The sequence below is a fragment of the Sporosarcina sp. USHLN248 genome (genome assembly GCF_037144575.1).
GTDB classification, from domain to species: Bacteria; Bacillota; Bacilli; order Bacillales_A; family Planococcaceae; genus Sporosarcina; species Sporosarcina contaminans.
Genome location: NZ_JBBCZC010000026.1, coordinates 1 through 15,430, shown reverse-complemented (window position 1 = coordinate 15,430; position 15,430 = coordinate 1). Strand labels below are relative to the sequence as shown.

Here is a 15,430-nt window from a genome sequence, read left to right as displayed (position 1 = left end):
AGGTGAATTGTCGTGCAAACAATCGAAATGAATAAAAAGGCAATTATATTACTTCAAGATTGGGATCCTTTCCAAATTGGCAAAGGGGCATATGAAGTGGAAATTGCGGATGTTGTCGAGGAATTGCAGTCATTAGATCATCCGACAGATCTTGCAAAAAGGATTAGAGAAATTTATGAACACTCCTATAAAATATGGATTCCGATAGAAAATTGCATGCAGATCGCTTATAAGCTATTAGCCATTAAATACGAGGCGAAAAGTATCGTTTGAAGAATAAGGCCGCATCTACCTATACGTAGATGTGGTTTTTTCTTGTAACAAAATTGAAAGATCGTTCGTATCACCATTATAAGAGAGAGAGTGAGGGGGAACGATGGACGAAATCGAGATAGTACATAAAGCCCAAAATGGGGATCGATCAGCATTTGGAGCTTTGATGGAAATGCATTATCGAACTGTAGAGAAGTTTGCGTATCAATGCGGAGTCCATTTAAATGATATTCCTGACGTCACGCAAGAGGTATTCATTAAACTTTACAGATTTTTGCCACAGTTCAATAACCAGCGTTTTACAACTTGGCTATATAAAATTACATTAAACACGTCGAGGGATTATTACCGGAAGGTGAATCGAGAACTTGCAAAAGAAGAAGTGTTGAAAAGAGGAGCGAAAACGACCGGTCCTTCTGCAGAAAATCAAGTGCTTCTTTTTGAAGAGGATAAGGTTTTGCATGAAGCTATTTTGCGATTGGATGAAAAATATAGAATTCCATTAATCTTATTTTATTTTCATAATGCAACCTACCAGCAAATTGCAGATGTATTAAATATTTCAATGTCGAACGTGAAAACCCGGATTTTCAGAGCGAAGGATAGCTTGAAAAAAGAGATGAGCCATTATGGAGGTGCGACACATGGACAATGATCAATTTGAAAAGCGAATGGAGCTTTTAAAAAAGGCATATGACCGTGTACCATCCTCTTTTCATCCTGATGAAGTTTTTAAAAAAATCGATGAAACAAAACCTCCCGAGAGACTTTCTATACCTTCTAAGAAAAAGCGCGGGATTCGGCAACATGTAACTGCTTGGGCGGTTGGCATCAGTTGCATTTTTCTTATAGGGTTAATTGGTACAGGAGTTGTCGTCGATCAAAACAGGAATGCTAATGAACAGATCGACCATTCAGTTCCAAAGAAGGAGTACATCGAGGAATTGAAAAAGAAATTTGAAGTTGAAAAAGAGAAGCGACAAAAAGAATTGGCTTTAGATGATCATTATTTTGATCAATACGTCCAAGGCAATTCGATTTCCATACTGAATCATGATGATTATGTAAAATCTGTTTCACAAAACGCAAATGCGAACGATCGATTTTATGAAGACTATTTGCGAGCTGTGGAGCAATTGAAGACACCTGCAGAGATGATTGATGATTTACTGTTGAATCCGCTGTCGGAAGATGAAGAGAAAAGCATCGAATTCCTCATTCATTATCGTAAAAAGCTGGAAAGGCTATCGATGATTTATAATGCTATTTTGACGGATCACAAACAAGCGATTGATTCGTATGAAATGGATCCAACTGTTGATAAGGCGCTCATTATAATGGATCGTCGTAACCAATTTCCGGATTCACTGCAATCGATATTGTCAACAATGTCAAAACAATCATTTCAACTGCGGACTAGTAAGCGTTCCGGTGAAATAAAGGCGCACTATTATAATACAATTCACCATGACAGACTATATGACTTGCTTCATCATAGTGTTTACGGTTATATTCAAATGCTTGTTGAAGAACCATACACATACGGAGGTTATTTGGAATATCCGTTAGAAGAAACCCCTTCCATATTGTCAATGATGGAAGGTACGCTTATGACAGTGGAGGAAGATTCGACTTTATATCCAATCATGAAAGCGCAATTTACAACGTTATTCAATGTTGTTTTGAAAGGCGACAATAAAAATGTAGTTTTCGATGAAAATGGCGTATTGCTCTCCGAATACCAAGAAGTATGGAGAAAACTAGCCGACAGCGAGAAGGCAACTCCGCTTACTTATGTTATGAAACCGATTGTCGAAGAAATGGAGGCTTCAAACTGGCGATCATCTAAAACATGGGACAGGACTTCCTATTATGCTGTAGAAGAGGCGCTAGTTTTATATAAAGAAGGGCAGTTGGAGCGTTTCATGAACGAAGATTAACAATTTCAAAGCAGTGTAGCCTCGTATCCAAATAGGATAGGGGCTTCAGCTTGTTGACAAACGCTCGATTCTGCAAAGGGTTCGATTTTCCGTATACGCCACTTTGCGGAAATTAAGGCACTGTGGATGTCGCGCACCTATACTGCCTTCCACATGGCAAGCGTTTTCAAGCCAAGCTGCGCAAACAATTATTTCATAACTGCAGTCTGAAGCCTCTTCAAAATAGGATAGGGGCTTTTATTTTACTTATTGGAGCGAGTATCGCTATATGTTAAAATATTGGAAAGTATTAAAAATCGGGGGATTCTATGAAAAAACAATCTATTTTATATGGCGTCATTTTGTTTGTCTTTACTTTATTAATCATCAACGATTTTTTCCCGAAAATGTCCTTTTTCAATATTTTGCCCAAATGGGCGATGATCCTATGTTTGGTCTTCTTAATTGTAGTAGCTGGTATTACTGAGAAGTATATGGATCATCCAGTTCATATATCGGGTATTTTCATTACCCTTTATCTATTGTCGCTCATTATCGTCCTAACCTTATTAGGAGGCAAATCCGTTGTCGGAATTACATTAAAAAGTCCTATTCTTTGGATCGTAGTCCTTATTTCTATAGTAGAAGCGAAGCGCTCAAAAGAAAAGAGAGTCGCTGCAAAGGAATGATTCGGCTTTATCGCCTACGACATGTAAAAAATTGGTTTATTTTACAATAAAAAAGGACCTAATTTGGGTCCCTTTTTTGGTTCAATTATTATACCGCATCATTCACAACATGAACGATGACGAGGTTACATCAAAGTATTAATGGATAATTAACTTTTCATTTTCAATATAACTCTCATAAAGATTGTTAACGTGGGAATCAATTTTTTTACCCCATTCTTCGACTTCCTCATTAGAGGATGGCTCACCGAATTTTGTTTTTATATAGGCTTGGAAGTATTCAACTCTCTCTAAAATAGTTGAAGCCCACATATCGAAATATTCCTCATTAGTTAGACCTAATGCATCTGCTTCTTTTGCATTGAAATTTTCCATTTCAACTGATTCAGCATTCGGATACCACGTTTCTTTTAACTCGTTAATATATTCTTTAGTTACTGTAATGCCACTATTCATAGCTTCATCGATGATAATTTCTTGCTTTAAATAATTTTCAATATTTTCTTCGGTAATTGGATACTGTGAAATTATATCCCTTGTAGTTATATCCTTTCCATTTAAGGTTGCAACTATTTTGTCCAAATCGTACTTATTAGAAGCTTGGTCAGAACAAGCTGCCAATAAGAAAATCGCTAATAAACTTAGGAATAAAAATTTTATTTTCAATTCTTTCTACCCCCTTAAATTATTTATTCTCGTTCAGCAAAACTACATGTCAATTGAACAATAAACTTACTATTGATACGTTCTTAGCGAAAGGTAAGTTTCAATGAGTGGAAGCAAACAATTTTCTACTATCATTTTCTTCTATTTCGATGAATTGAAACCAAGACCTCCAAACAAATTCTTTTGCTTCCTATATGTGGAAAGTTTATTTTAAATTAATCAAATTTCAATAATGATAATTAACATAGCCATTGCCTTAAACGATATTTTGGAATAATTGTATCAACTGGATAGTTCAACCAACTGTAGTTTTGCTGTGAAAGGGCTCTTTATGATATAATTATTGATGGCCGTATAGGCAGAATCGATACCAAAAAGATTGGGAGCTGTTTCACATGGGAAAAAAGTTTGAAGTGGGTGAAGAGCTTTCCGGCAAAGTGACTGGCATTCAGCCATATGGGGCATTCGTGGCACTTGACGACGATACACAAGGGCTTGTCCATATTTCTGAAATCACATACGGATTCGTCAAAGATATAAATGAATATTTGTCGGTAGGCGATGAAGTAAAAGTTAAAGTTTTAGATGTCAATGAAGCAGCCGGAAAAATCAGCTTATCTATGAAAGCGCTTTTAGAAGAGCCGGAAGCCTACCAAAAAGTCAACCGTCCTCGAAAGTCGTTGCAAGACCGCGTAAATGAACACGATGCTGAAGGATTCAACTCATTGAAAGACAAGTTGAAAGACTGGATCGATCGGTCGGGGTATCAATAAACAATCGAATACATGTAAAAAGAGAGAACCGCAATTTTATGCTGTTCTCTCAGCTTGTTGACAAACGCTCGCATACTGCGTTGCTCGTCTCGCTCGTCCCTTTATGAACCTAAAGTTCTATTCGGGTCTTCGCTTGACTTCGCGCGGGCTCGCAGGAAGTGAGTCATGCAACCGTTGCCACAGGACGTGGCGTTCTTAGGTTGCCTTCATTGGCAAGTGTTTTCAAGCCAAACTGGGCAAACGCTTATCCTATGACTACAAACCTTAAATAGACTGTAGGCAAAGTGGAAAAATACTTTGCCTACAGTCTGAGAGAACGGCAATTTTATGCTGTTCTCTCTTTTTTTATCGTTACTGGAAGTACTTGTATTACAAAAGACAGCGCTTTCATTTAAATAATGAAGTTATTATTTTTCGCCTTTCATTTTTCGTAGGCGGTATTGTAAATTTTGCCTACTCATGCCTAAAGCTTGTGCTGTCTTCGTTATATTGTCGTTATGCATTTTCATCGCTTTTTGCAAATAGTACTCTTCCGCTTCTCGTAAATATTGGTCAAGCGGCAATAAATCTTTTTGAGGCTGTACGATGAAATCCCCGGCTTGAATCCGCGTATTCGTCATTTCATCAACCTTTAAACGAAAATGAAGCGGTAGCATTTCATATGTAATGCTATTTTGGATCGTTGCCATTGACGAGATTTCATCCAATAAAAACTCCAACTCTCTAATATTTCCAGGCCAATCATAGCTCAAAAAAAGATGTTCTACTTCTTTGCTCACACCTTCCAATGTCGTTCCAAATCTCTTTTTGCGACGTGTCAAATAAGAGTTGATGAACGGCATGATATCCTCTTTACGCTTGCGTAAAGGCGGAATGCGAATCGTGAATGAAGCGAAGAAATAATATAGCTCCTTCATTAACGATCCTTCTGCGATCAGCTCGACTGGATCATCACCAATGCTTGCAATGAAAAGCCGGCCATCCTGCTCCATGTCTTTTAATACACGATACAGCTTTTGCTGCAACGGAAGGGATAATAAATCAATACGTTCACAAAATAACGTGAATGCTTCCAATGTATTTAGATCTTCGCTTAGCCGATCGAACATAGCAGGATCAGAACGGTGGCAATCAAATGAATAATATGGCCTGGCTGGTGACAACTCATTATGTACGCTCTCTGCAATTAAATCCTTTCCAGTTCCGGTTTCACCAATCAAAAGAAGGGGGAGTTTTGCGTGGATTGCCTTTTTCGCCGTCGAAATGACTGTTTTCATTTCATCCGAAACTGCGACGATTTGATTGAACGTTACCGGAACACTATCCTTTCGAAGGGGGTGAAGAACAAATTTTTCCAACGCTGTCACATCACGGGCAATTTCAACTGCGCCGATCAATTCACCATGCAGAAATACAGGATACGTATCGTTTACCGTAGTAATTTCATAGCCTTTCCGATTCCAATACGTTTGTTTAACATTTAATTGCTCCTTGCCACTTTGCAGCACTTTAAGAAGCGTGCTTTCTTCCTGTTCGAAATTGAACAGCTCTAAAATAGTGCGGTCTCCAACTTCATCGAGTTCCAAGCCTTCAATTAGCTTCATCTTTTCATTGTATATGACAGTACGGCCGGATCGGTTAACAGCATGGATGCCGACACCTGCATGATTTACCGCAAATTCATAAAGAGGGAACAAAGATTGCTCTGTACTATCCAACGCTAAACACCGCCGTTTACTTTTTTTAAGGGAAATAAATAAAAATACTTGAAATGTGCAACAATCTCTTGCATTATTATAGGTGGATTAAAAGAAAAAATGCAAATTTATTTTGCGTCATCATATTTTAGGAGGACTAACATGATTCCATACAAACATGAACCATTTACGGATTTCACAAAAGAAGAAAACAAACAAGCATTCCTTGACGCACTTAAAAAAGTTGAGGGCTACTTAGGTCAAGATTATCCATTGATCATCGGTGGAGAGCGCATCATGACTGAAGACAAAATTGTATCGTCAAACCCTGCAAACAAAGAAGAAGTAATCGGACGCGTATCAAAAGCGAGCCGTGACCTTGCAGAAAAGGCGATGAACATCGCAAACGATACATTCGCTACTTGGAAAAAAGTAAAACCTGAATTCCGCGCAGACGTCCTATTCAAAGCAGCTGCAATTATTAGACGTCGCAAACACGAATTCTCTGCACTTCTTACGAAAGAAGCTGGAAAGCCATGGAACGAGGCAGATGCAGATACAGCTGAAGCAATCGACTTCCTTGAGTTCTACGGACGTCAAATGTTGAAATTGAAAGATGGTATTCCTGTGGAAAGCCGCCCAGGTGAATACAACCGTTTTGATTATATTCCACTCGGTGTAGGCGTTGTAATCTCTCCATGGAACTTTGCATTAGCAATCATGGCTGGAACGACTGTCGCTGCATTGGTAACAGGAAACACAGTACTTCTTAAACCAGCTTCAACTACACCAGTTGTTGCTTACAAATTCATCGAAGTGCTTGAAGAAGCAGGTATGCCGGCTGGCGTTGTAAACTACATCCCAGGCTCTGGCTCCGAAGTTGGTGACTATCTTGTAGACCACCCTAAAACACGTTTCATTTCCTTCACAGGTTCACGTGAAGTAGGTTCACGTATTTACGAGCGTGCTGGCAAAGTGAATGAAGGCCAAATCTGGTTGAAACGCGTTATTGCAGAGATGGGCGGTAAAGACACAATCGTAGTTGACAACGAAGCGGATCTTGAATTGGCAGCACAATCCATCGTTAAATCTGCATTTGGCTTCAGCGGGCAAAAATGTTCAGCATGTTCACGCGCAGTTATCCATGAGGATGTATACGATCAAGTGGTTGCACGTGTTGAAGAGCTTACAAAAGGTTTAACATACGGCGATCCAACTGACCCAACAAACTTTGCAGGTCCAGTAATCGACCAAAACTCATTCGATAAAATTATGAGCTATATCGAAATCGGTAAACAAGAAGGACGTCTTGTAGCTGGTGGAGAAGGAGACAGCTCGAAAGGGTACTTCGTAGCTCCAACAGTTTTTGCTGATGTAGCTCCTGATGCACGCATTATGCAAGAAGAAATTTTCGGGCCAGTCGTTGCGATTACAAAAGCGAAAAACTTCGACGAAGCAATCGAAATCGCAAACAACACAGACTACGGCTTGACTGGTGCTGTTATTACAAATAACCGTCACCACATTGAGCAAGCACGTGAAGATTTCCATGTAGGTAACCTATACTTCAACCGCGGCTGCACAGGCGCAATTGTTGGTTACCAACCATTCGGCGGCTTCAACATGTCAGGTACTGACTCAAAAGCAGGCGGTCCGGACTACTTGCAACTTCACATGCAAGGTAAAACAACATCTGAAATGTTTTAATTAGATTGCAACTATCCCCGTTTTAGCGGAGGATGATGGCTGATTAGGGGGATTTATGCTTAGTGCGTCTTATTCGTATGGAATAGCATAAAGTGTCATCAATTTATAGAAGCAGGTTGTAAAGACCTGCTTCTACAACTACATATAGAGGTCAGGGAGGGAAAGCTCATGTCAATCAGTGAGAAAATTATTACTACTACAAATCAGTATGGGGCTAATAACTACCATCCGCTTCCAATTGTTATTTCTGAAGCAGAAGGTGTTTGGGTAAAGGATCCAGAGGGAAACAAATACATGGATATGTTATCGGCGTATTCAGCGGTTAACCAAGGACACCGTCATCCGAAAATCATTCAGGCATTGAAAGATCAAGCAGACAAAGTAACATTAACATCTCGTGCATTCCATAATGATCAATTAGGTCCGTGGTATGAAAAAATTTGCCAACTATCCAATAAAGATATGGCATTGCCTATGAATACAGGTGCGGAAGCGGTCGAAACAGCTGTTAAAGCTGCACGTCGTTGGGCGTATGATGTAAAAGGCGTTGAGAAGGATAAAGCAGAAATTATCGGTTGTGAAGGAAACTTCCATGGCCGTACGATGACAGCTGTATCTCTTTCATCTGAAGAAGAATATAAACGTGGTTTTGGACCTATGCTCCCGGGTATCAAGTTAGTCCCTTACGGAGATTTGAAAGCATTAGAAGAAGCGATTACTCCGAATACAGCGGCTTTCCTTATTGAGCCAATCCAAGGGGAAGCGGGCATTATCATTCCGCCGGCGGGCTATATGAAAGCGGCCTATGAATTATGTAAGAAGCATAATGTTCTATTTATTGCTGATGAAATTCAAGCTGGGCTATGCCGTACTGGTAAGATGTTCGCTTGCGAATGGGAAGGCTTTGAGCCTGATATGTACATATTAGGTAAAGCGCTTGGCGGTGGTGTATTCCCAATTTCCTGCGTTGTAGCGAATAAAGATATATTAGGTGTTTTTAACCCTGGTTCTCACGGTTCAACCTTCGGCGGGAATCCGATGGCATGCGCTGTATCCTTGGCATCTCTTGATGTTTTAACAGAAGAGAAGCTTGCTGAAAAATCTCTCGACCTCGGAAATTATTTTGTAGAAGAATTGAAAAAGATTAATCATCCGTCGATAAAAGAAGTGCGCGGCAGAGGATTATTCATAGGTGTAGAATTAACCGAAGCTGCACGACCTTATTGTGAAAAACTGAAAGAACTTGGATTGCTATGCAAAGAAACCCATGATACTGTAATCCGTTTTGCTCCTCCGTTAATTATTACGAAGGATGAATTGGATTGGGCAGTCGAAAAAATTAAAAAAGTTTTTGCAGGTTGAATAATTAGTGTCCAAAAGTCAATTGGTCTATGTTACAATATGGGCGAAGAAAACATTATAAATCAAAGAGGCGAACACTTAAAATGACTGAAAACCTGAATCTGTTCACGTCTACACAAGTTGTCATCAAAGAAGCACTCGACAAATTAGGCTATGATGAAGGAATGTATGAACTATTAAAAGAACCAATCCGTATGGTAGAAGTTCGAATCCCTGTCCGCATGGACGATGGTAAAGTAAAAGTATTTACTGGCTACCGTGGGCAGCATAACGACGCTGTAGGTCCAACGAAAGGCGGAGTACGCTTCCATCCTGGAGTTACTGCTGACGAAGTGCGTGCACTTTCCATGTGGATGACATTGAAAGCCGGTATCGTTGACTTGCCATATGGCGGTGGTAAAGGCGGAATCATTTGCGATCCACGCGAAATGTCTATGGGAGAATTGGAACGTTTAAGCCGTGGCTATGTACGTGCACTGAGCCAAGTAATGGGACCAACAAAAGATATCCCTGCTCCGGACGTTTTCACAAACGCTCAAATTATGGCATGGATGATGGATGAGTATAGCCGTATTGACGAATTCAACTCACCAGGTTTTATTACTGGAAAGCCAATTGTGCTTGGTGGATCTCAAGGTCGTGACCGTGCGACTGCAGAAGGCGTAACGATCATTATCAATGAAGCTGCTAAACGCAAAGGAATTGATATGAAAGGTGCACGTGTTGTTATCCAAGGATTTGGTAACGCAGGAAGCTTCTTGTCTAAGTTCTTGCATGATGCTGGCGCGAAAGTAATCGGTATTTCTGATGCATACGGTGCATTGCACGATCCTGAAGGTTTAGATATCGACTATCTATTGGATCGCCGTGATAGTTTCGGAACAGTAACTACCTTATTCGACAATACAATTTCCAACAAAGAATTGCTTGAATTGGATTGCGATATTTTAGTTCCTGCTGCAATCGAAAACCAAATTACAGAAGAAAATGCCGATAAAATTAAAGCGACAATTGTTGTCGAAGCTGCAAATGGTCCGACAACTTCCGAGGCGACAAAAATTCTTACAGAGCGCGGAATCCTTCTTGTGCCAGACGTGCTTGCAAGTGCGGGCGGCGTAACGGTATCTTATTTTGAGTGGGTTCAAAACAATATGGGATACTACTGGTCAGAAGAAGAAGTACGTGAGAAAATGACGGAAAAAATGGTTGAAGCATTTGAAAATGTTTATAGCGTAGCTACAACTCGCAATATTGATATGCGTTTGGCTGCATATATGATCGGTATTCGCAAAACTGCAGAAGCATCTCGCTTCCGTGGTTGGGCGTAATGCAAAACAAAGAAGCATCTCCTATCTACAGGGATGCTTCTTTTTTATCGTACATTTAGCGACTCGCAACTCTATCACTTTCCATGCAAGGATTTGGTCAATGGACTTTAGTGTACATCCTTTAAACTTTAGCCAAGCAAAATTATAGTTTTTCGGCTTCGGTCATCCGATAGCGTTCCCTTTTAGGCTCAGGATTGAAAAGAAGCCAGAGGGAAACGATACCTGCAATCCCAACTATAATATAAATGAAACGTGATACAGAATTGACGTTGCCGCCCGTGAGTTGTGCAACGACATCAAAATTAAAAAGACCGATGACTCCCCAATTCAATGCACCGATAATTGTAATTGCTAGCGCGACTTTTTGTAAATTGTTCATAACAGCACCTCCTTGAGAATAGGTTTTCCCACGAAGGAAAGTTCCATACAATCAATGGACATTTCATGTTAGGATAAAAAGAACGATAAGGAGGTCGATCATATGGAACAATTTATATTTCACAATCCGGTAAAGTTGATTTTCGGTAAAGGAGTTTTATCGAAACTGCCTAATGGCCTTGAAAGCTACGGCAATAAAATACTTGTTGTTTATGGGGGCGGAAGCATTAAAAGGAATGGCCTGTATGACGAAGTTATGTCCATCCTGAAAAAGCTTAATAAGGAAATTTATGAATTGGGCGGAGTGGAGCCGAATCCGAGAGTATCTACTGCAAGAAAAGGTGCGGAAATTTGTAAAAAAGAACAAATCGATTTCATTTTGGCAGTTGGTGGCGGATCCGTTATCGATTGTACAAAATTGATCGCTTGTGCAGCTAAGTACGATGGAGATCCATGGGATTTTGTCGTAAAGTCCGCAAAACCGACAGATGCAATCCCATTCGGTACAGTGTTGACAATGGCTGCTACGGGTAGTGAGATGAATGCAGGCTCTGTTATAACGAATGAAGAGACAGAAGAAAAATACGGTTGGGGAAGTCCGTTTAATTTTCCTAAGTTTTCGATTCTTGACCCAACGTACACTTTATCGTTGCCGAAGGATCAAACGATTTGCGGCATTGTTGATATGATGTCTCATATATTTGAACAATATTTCCATAGTACGACGAATACTCCACTTCAAGATGAGCTTTGCGAAGGAGCATTAAGGGCAATTATGAAAGATGGCCGAAAATTAGTTAATGACCTCCAAAACTATGAGCTGAGAGAAACGATTTTGTTAGGCGGCACTTGGGGACTTAATGGCTTTTTAGGAATGGGCAATGCAGGTGGAGATTGGGCAACGCACGATATAGAACATGCTGTTTCAGCGGTTTATGACATTCCGCATGCAGGAGGATTGGCGATTTTATTCCCTAATTGGATGCGGTATAACGTCAATGTGAACCCTAAGCGATTTGCACGGTTGGCAGTAAATGTCTTTGGTGTCAATGGAGAAGGGAGAACGGTAGAAGAAATCGCGATGGAAGGCATTGACAAGCTGCGGGAGTATTGGACGTCGTTGGGAGCGCCAGTTAAGTTGGCTGATTATGGCATCGATGATTCCAAAATTAGCTTAATGGCGGAAAAAGCGACGGTCAATGGGAAAGTAGGAAAGTTTGCACCGCTATCTAAAAAAGATGTAGAAGCAATATTAACAGCATCATTATAACTTCAAGAAGGCTACCTAAACACTTCCATTCGGTAGCCTTCAACATTTATTTTGGCAGTTTTTTAAATGTCTCTACTGATTTATCGTTTGAGTTTGTGCCTTTCCACGTTCGAATTCCATCATCTTCGTCAAAAGAAATTAATGCTTCCTTAACGCCCCTTTGCTTTAAAATAATCATCATAAGCCGGTCGCGTACATCATCTACGTAAGCGACTGTTTTAGATGGGTCTACCTCTGCGACCACTTCAACGTGAAGGTACTCTCCTTCCTTTAACACTTCAACCTTTTGAATATCCTTTATATCTGGATCTTCTGCAACGATGTGAGCGATATGATTCATCATTTCCTCATCTGTTTCTCCGATAGCGCCTCTCGCGTTTTCCAAAAAGATCCTCCCTACTACATAAAACATCATGATTCCGATTACCATAGAAGCAATTCCTTCAGCGGCGAAAAATCCTGTGAAATGTGCTATTAAGACGGATAGGAATGCTAAAATACCACCTATTGTAGCGACTAAATCTTCCATGAAGACTAATTTCGTCGCAGGCTTTGCTCGGTTTAAATGGGTGAGACTAAATAAAAAAGCTCGTAACCCTTTATAATTCTCCCCTGAATCCCTAGAAATCTCCTTTGATGCTTTTAACAGGACGGAGAACTCCAAAAGAGTTGCAACTCCTAAAACAGATAAATTAATAAGAAGCCCCTTCGTTTCAGTTGGATTCATTATATGGCTCCAACCTTCTTTTATTGCTTCGTATGACATAATCGCAACGACGATGACTGCACCTAAACAGACTAAATTAACTACTCTCCCAAAGCCATTTGGATATTGCGGGGTAGGTGCTTTTTTTGATAGTGCAGATCCGATATATACAAAAAACTGGTTTGCTGCATCCCCTAAAGAGTGCATCGTTTCTGCGAACATGGCGACATTGCCTGTGAAAAAGAAAGCGACTGCCTTAATAATGGCGATCACCGCGTTGACAACACCTGCCAACAAGGATGGTTTGTTACCCTGTTTTAGCAAGCTGAACATTTCATTCATTATAGCGCCTCCAGTTATGGGAATATTTCTATTTCGACTGATTCTATATAAGGAAGTTCAGTCAGTTCGATGAATAAATCTGAAGTGGATTTTTTAGGAAGAGTTTGTAATCGAAAGTCTACCTCATACATAACAGGATTTTTAATCATTTGACGAATTCGCATATTTTCCACTTTCATATTGACGGAATTTAAATGCTCGATAAGATCATTTATTTTCCGTTTGTCTGTAATGAATACGATGCATGCAGCTTCTTTTGAGCGGATGCGTTTCGGCCCAAACTTGCCAAGGGCCGGGGCGATTACTTCAATGACGAATAATACACATAGAACTGCGAATGCAGCTTCAATATAAAAGCCGGCGCCTACTGCGATGCCGATACTTGCTGCTCCCCAAATCATCGCAGCTGTCGTCAGCCCTGTTATATTGTCGTTATCTCTTCTTAATATTGCCCCAGCTCCTAAGAATCCAATACCGCTCACAATTTGTGCAGCAAGTCGCAAAGGATCCATTGTCACATTAATATCATCCCTTGCTGGTACTAAGTAAGCCGCTTCTATAGAAACAATTGTAAGCAAGCAGCTGAATGTGGAAATTACCGCACTCGTTTTCAGTCCAATCGGCTTTTTCTTTATTTCCCTCTCTACACCAATAATTAAACTTAAAAACAAAGCGAGAGATAATTTGATTAAAACTTCCGGATACATCGCATAATTTGCTATCCATTCCATTGAAATTCCCCCAATCATCTATAGATGATAAATTAATTGTGATATACTTCGTTATGTTGTCTTTAACCTTAAAAGGTACTAAACTAACGTAATAACGACGGAAAGGGAAGGTGTGATTATTGGAAAAACCCTCTATCCATCCATATATACCAATAATAATTGGTGTGATCTCAGTTGCTTTATCGGCGATCTTTGTTAAGTTATCTACTGCTGACGCCGGTGTAATCGCATTTTATCGGATGCTGTTTACAGTGCTGTTGCTGCTTCCAGTATTCTTAATGAAGCATAGACATGAAGTACTGAAGTTCACTAAGAAAGATTGGCTCTTTTCTTCAATAGCCGGAATCTTTTTAGCGTTTCATTTCATCTTATGGTTTGAATCTTTAAACTACACTTCAGTTGCAAGTTCTACCGTACTTGTCACGTTACAACCAATATTCGCTTTCGTAGGAACATACTTCTTTTTCAAAGAAAAAATATCTATGAAAACGATCTTATCCGCAGTTGTAGCAATTAGTGGGAGTGTCATTATTAGTTGGGGAGACTTTCAGTTAAGCGGGGATGCGTTTTACGGTGATATGTTGGCGCTGGCTGGATGCGCGCTCATTACTGCATATCTTCTTTTTGGACAAGAAGTGAGAAAAAGACTTTCTCTTATTACATATACGTTTGTTCTTTATTCGATTAGTACTGTCACATTGTTCTTTTATGTACTTATTAAAGGGGAAGCATTTGCTCCTTATTCGCCGTCGAATTGGTTTTGGTTCTTCATGTTAGCTTTAATTCCTAATCTTTTAGGGCACTCATTATTTAACTGGGCAATAAAGTGGGTAAGCACAAATGTTATTTCAATTGCTATTTTATTTGAGCCGGTTGGTGCTGCGATTTTAGCTTATTATATATTCCATGAGACATTAACTGTTTCACAAATAGTAGGCGGAATCATTGTTATATCAGGTATTTTGCTTTATGTAGTAGATGTAAAGAAACTTCGGGAGAAATTATTTTTAAAAAAGACTTGATTTCTTCCGAAGTCATGTTGTATATTAATACATGTCCTTTCCGACAAGTTGAAAACAACAAAATAACTTATGAAATTAAGTTTAAAAAAGTTGTTGACACTTAGAAAAGAGGATGTTATGATAAGTAAGTCGCTGTCGAAAAAAAGACAATGAATGAACCTTGAAAACTGAACAGCAAAACGTCAACAAATAAAGTCTCAAAGCCGACCCCGTCGGCGGAAGAGACAAAACGAATCTTCGGATTCGAAATTGACATCTTAACAAGATGCCAGCAAGAAACTCGAGCTATTCGAATTTCTCATATCTAACTTCTTTCTATTGTAGTCAGAAGTGCTGGCGGCCGAGGTGTAGTGCAGTGGTAGGAGATGAAGGAGAGAAGGAAGGAGCGTGCTTCAGCACGTGACTGACTGATCGAGTGAAATCGACACCCCAATGCGCTGCGCATCGGCTGCCAGATTTATGGAGAGTTTGATCCTGGCTCAGGACGAACGCTGGCGGCGTGCCTAATACATGCAAGTCGAGCGAATCGATGGGAGCTTGCTCCTTGAGATTAGCGGCGGACGGGTG

15 protein-coding genes and 1 rRNA gene are annotated in these 15,430 nt (G+C 40.0%); 11 read left to right on the top strand and 5 right to left on the bottom strand.

Features of this window, described 5'->3' with window-relative positions; all coding sequences use genetic code 11:
* Positions 1-12 precede the first annotated feature (12 nt).
* The 4 genes from WFH04_RS11605 (at position 13) to WFH04_RS11590 (ending at position 2,881) form a co-directional block, all read left to right on the top strand.
* Complete coding sequence (locus tag WFH04_RS11605) at positions 13-273, top strand: DUF1871 family protein (protein ID WP_336824219.1); 261 nt, start codon at positions 13-15, stop codon at positions 271-273.
* 103 nt (positions 274-376) lie between these two features.
* Positions 377-928 (top strand): RNA polymerase sigma factor, encoded by a 552-nt coding sequence (locus WFH04_RS11600; RefSeq protein WP_336824218.1) that lies wholly within the window; start codon positions 377-379, stop codon positions 926-928.
* Positions 918-2,213, top strand: a complete 1,296-nt coding sequence (locus WFH04_RS11595) for a hypothetical protein (protein ID WP_336824217.1) — start codon at positions 918-920, stop codon at positions 2,211-2,213. The genes WFH04_RS11600 and WFH04_RS11595 overlap by 11 nt, the downstream gene beginning before the upstream one ends.
* 308 nt (positions 2,214-2,521) lie before the next feature.
* The gene (locus tag WFH04_RS11590) at positions 2,522-2,881 is read left to right on the top strand and encodes a hypothetical protein (protein WP_336824216.1); all 360 of its coding nucleotides are present in this window, start codon (positions 2,522-2,524) and stop codon (positions 2,879-2,881) included.
* Between the two features lie 138 nt (positions 2,882-3,019).
* Here the strand turns inward: WFH04_RS11590 and WFH04_RS11585 are convergent, their stop codons facing one another.
* A complete protein-coding gene (locus WFH04_RS11585; RefSeq protein ID WP_336824215.1) occupies positions 3,020-3,547 on the bottom strand; it encodes a hypothetical protein in 528 nt (175 codons plus the stop codon).
* A gap of 395 nt (positions 3,548-3,942) precedes the next feature.
* On the opposite strand from WFH04_RS11585, the gene yugI reads away from it, so the two are divergent.
* A complete protein-coding gene (yugI, locus tag WFH04_RS11580; protein ID WP_336824214.1) occupies positions 3,943-4,320 on the top strand; it encodes a S1 domain-containing post-transcriptional regulator GSP13 in 378 nt (125 codons plus the stop codon).
* Between the two features lie 407 nt (positions 4,321-4,727).
* On the opposite strand, the gene WFH04_RS11575 is transcribed toward yugI, so the two are convergent.
* Positions 4,728-6,038: an AAA-type ATPase lid domain-containing protein gene (locus WFH04_RS11575; protein WP_336824213.1), complete on the bottom strand. Its 1,311-nt coding sequence runs from the start codon at positions 6,036-6,038 to the stop codon at positions 4,728-4,730.
* Positions 6,039-6,179: 141 nt separating this feature from the next.
* Between WFH04_RS11575 and pruA the strand changes: the two genes are divergently transcribed.
* The 3 genes from pruA to WFH04_RS11560 all read left to right on the top strand — a co-directional run bounded on the left by pruA (position 6,180) and on the right by WFH04_RS11560 (position 10,414).
* Positions 6,180-7,724, top strand: coding sequence for an L-glutamate gamma-semialdehyde dehydrogenase (gene pruA, locus WFH04_RS11570; RefSeq protein WP_336824212.1), 1,545 nt, complete (start codon positions 6,180-6,182; stop codon positions 7,722-7,724).
* Between the two features lie 168 nt (positions 7,725-7,892).
* Positions 7,893-9,086, top strand: a complete 1,194-nt coding sequence (locus WFH04_RS11565; RefSeq protein WP_336824211.1) for an ornithine--oxo-acid transaminase — start codon at positions 7,893-7,895, stop codon at positions 9,084-9,086.
* Positions 9,087-9,169: 83 nt separating this feature from the next.
* Positions 9,170-10,414, top strand: coding sequence for a Glu/Leu/Phe/Val family dehydrogenase (locus WFH04_RS11560; RefSeq protein ID WP_336824210.1), 1,245 nt, complete (start codon positions 9,170-9,172; stop codon positions 10,412-10,414).
* Positions 10,415-10,556: 142 nt separating this feature from the next.
* On the opposite strand, the gene WFH04_RS11555 is transcribed toward WFH04_RS11560, so the two are convergent.
* Complete coding sequence (locus tag WFH04_RS11555; protein WP_336824209.1) at positions 10,557-10,793, bottom strand: DUF378 domain-containing protein; 237 nt, start codon at positions 10,791-10,793, stop codon at positions 10,557-10,559.
* Positions 10,794-10,895: 102 nt separating this feature from the next.
* Between WFH04_RS11555 and WFH04_RS11550 the strand changes: the two genes are divergently transcribed.
* The gene (locus WFH04_RS11550; RefSeq protein ID WP_336824208.1) at positions 10,896-12,062 is read left to right on the top strand and encodes an iron-containing alcohol dehydrogenase; all 1,167 of its coding nucleotides are present in this window, start codon (positions 10,896-10,898) and stop codon (positions 12,060-12,062) included.
* A gap of 46 nt (positions 12,063-12,108) precedes the next feature.
* Here WFH04_RS11550 and WFH04_RS11545 read toward each other — a convergent pair whose 3' ends face one another.
* Both WFH04_RS11545 and WFH04_RS11540 read right to left on the bottom strand, forming a co-directional pair.
* On the bottom strand, positions 12,109-13,110 hold the full coding sequence (locus WFH04_RS11545; protein ID WP_336824207.1) for a cation diffusion facilitator family transporter: 1,002 nt from the start codon (positions 13,108-13,110) through the stop codon (positions 12,109-12,111).
* Between the two features lie 14 nt (positions 13,111-13,124).
* On the bottom strand, positions 13,125-13,841 hold the full coding sequence (locus WFH04_RS11540) for an MgtC/SapB family protein (protein WP_336824206.1): 717 nt from the start codon (positions 13,839-13,841) through the stop codon (positions 13,125-13,127).
* Positions 13,842-13,960: 119 nt separating this feature from the next.
* On the opposite strand from WFH04_RS11540, the gene WFH04_RS11535 reads away from it, so the two are divergent.
* Together WFH04_RS11535 and WFH04_RS11530 are read left to right on the top strand one after the other, a co-directional pair.
* Complete coding sequence (locus WFH04_RS11535) at positions 13,961-14,863, top strand: DMT family transporter (protein WP_336824205.1); 903 nt, start codon at positions 13,961-13,963, stop codon at positions 14,861-14,863.
* Between the two features lie 456 nt (positions 14,864-15,319).
* Positions 15,320-15,430 (top strand): 16S ribosomal RNA (locus tag WFH04_RS11530); the annotation flags it as partial.

Excerpts from the sequence above, each read along its gene's own strand:
- WFH04_RS11600 (WP_336824218.1), top strand. The coding sequence starts at position 377 with ATGGACGAAATCGAGATAGTACATAAAGCCCAAAATGGGGATCGATCA.
- WFH04_RS11595 (WP_336824217.1), top strand. The coding sequence starts at position 918 with ATGGACAATGATCAATTTGAAAAGCGAATGGAGCTTTTAAAAAAGGCA.
- WFH04_RS11590 (WP_336824216.1), top strand. The coding sequence starts at position 2,522 with ATGAAAAAACAATCTATTTTATATGGCGTCATTTTGTTTGTCTTTACT.
- yugI (WP_336824214.1), top strand. The coding sequence starts at position 3,943 with ATGGGAAAAAAGTTTGAAGTGGGTGAAGAGCTTTCCGGCAAAGTGACT.
- pruA (WP_336824212.1), top strand. The coding sequence starts at position 6,180 with ATGATTCCATACAAACATGAACCATTTACGGATTTCACAAAAGAAGAA.
- WFH04_RS11565 (WP_336824211.1), top strand. The coding sequence starts at position 7,893 with ATGTCAATCAGTGAGAAAATTATTACTACTACAAATCAGTATGGGGCT.
- WFH04_RS11560 (WP_336824210.1), top strand. The coding sequence starts at position 9,170 with ATGACTGAAAACCTGAATCTGTTCACGTCTACACAAGTTGTCATCAAA.
- WFH04_RS11555 (WP_336824209.1), bottom strand. The coding sequence starts at position 10,793 with ATGAACAATTTACAAAAAGTCGCGCTAGCAATTACAATTATCGGTGCA.
- WFH04_RS11550 (WP_336824208.1), top strand. The coding sequence starts at position 10,896 with ATGGAACAATTTATATTTCACAATCCGGTAAAGTTGATTTTCGGTAAA.
- WFH04_RS11545 (WP_336824207.1), bottom strand. The coding sequence starts at position 13,110 with ATGAATGAAATGTTCAGCTTGCTAAAACAGGGTAACAAACCATCCTTG.
- WFH04_RS11540 (WP_336824206.1), bottom strand. The coding sequence starts at position 13,841 with ATGGAATGGATAGCAAATTATGCGATGTATCCGGAAGTTTTAATCAAA.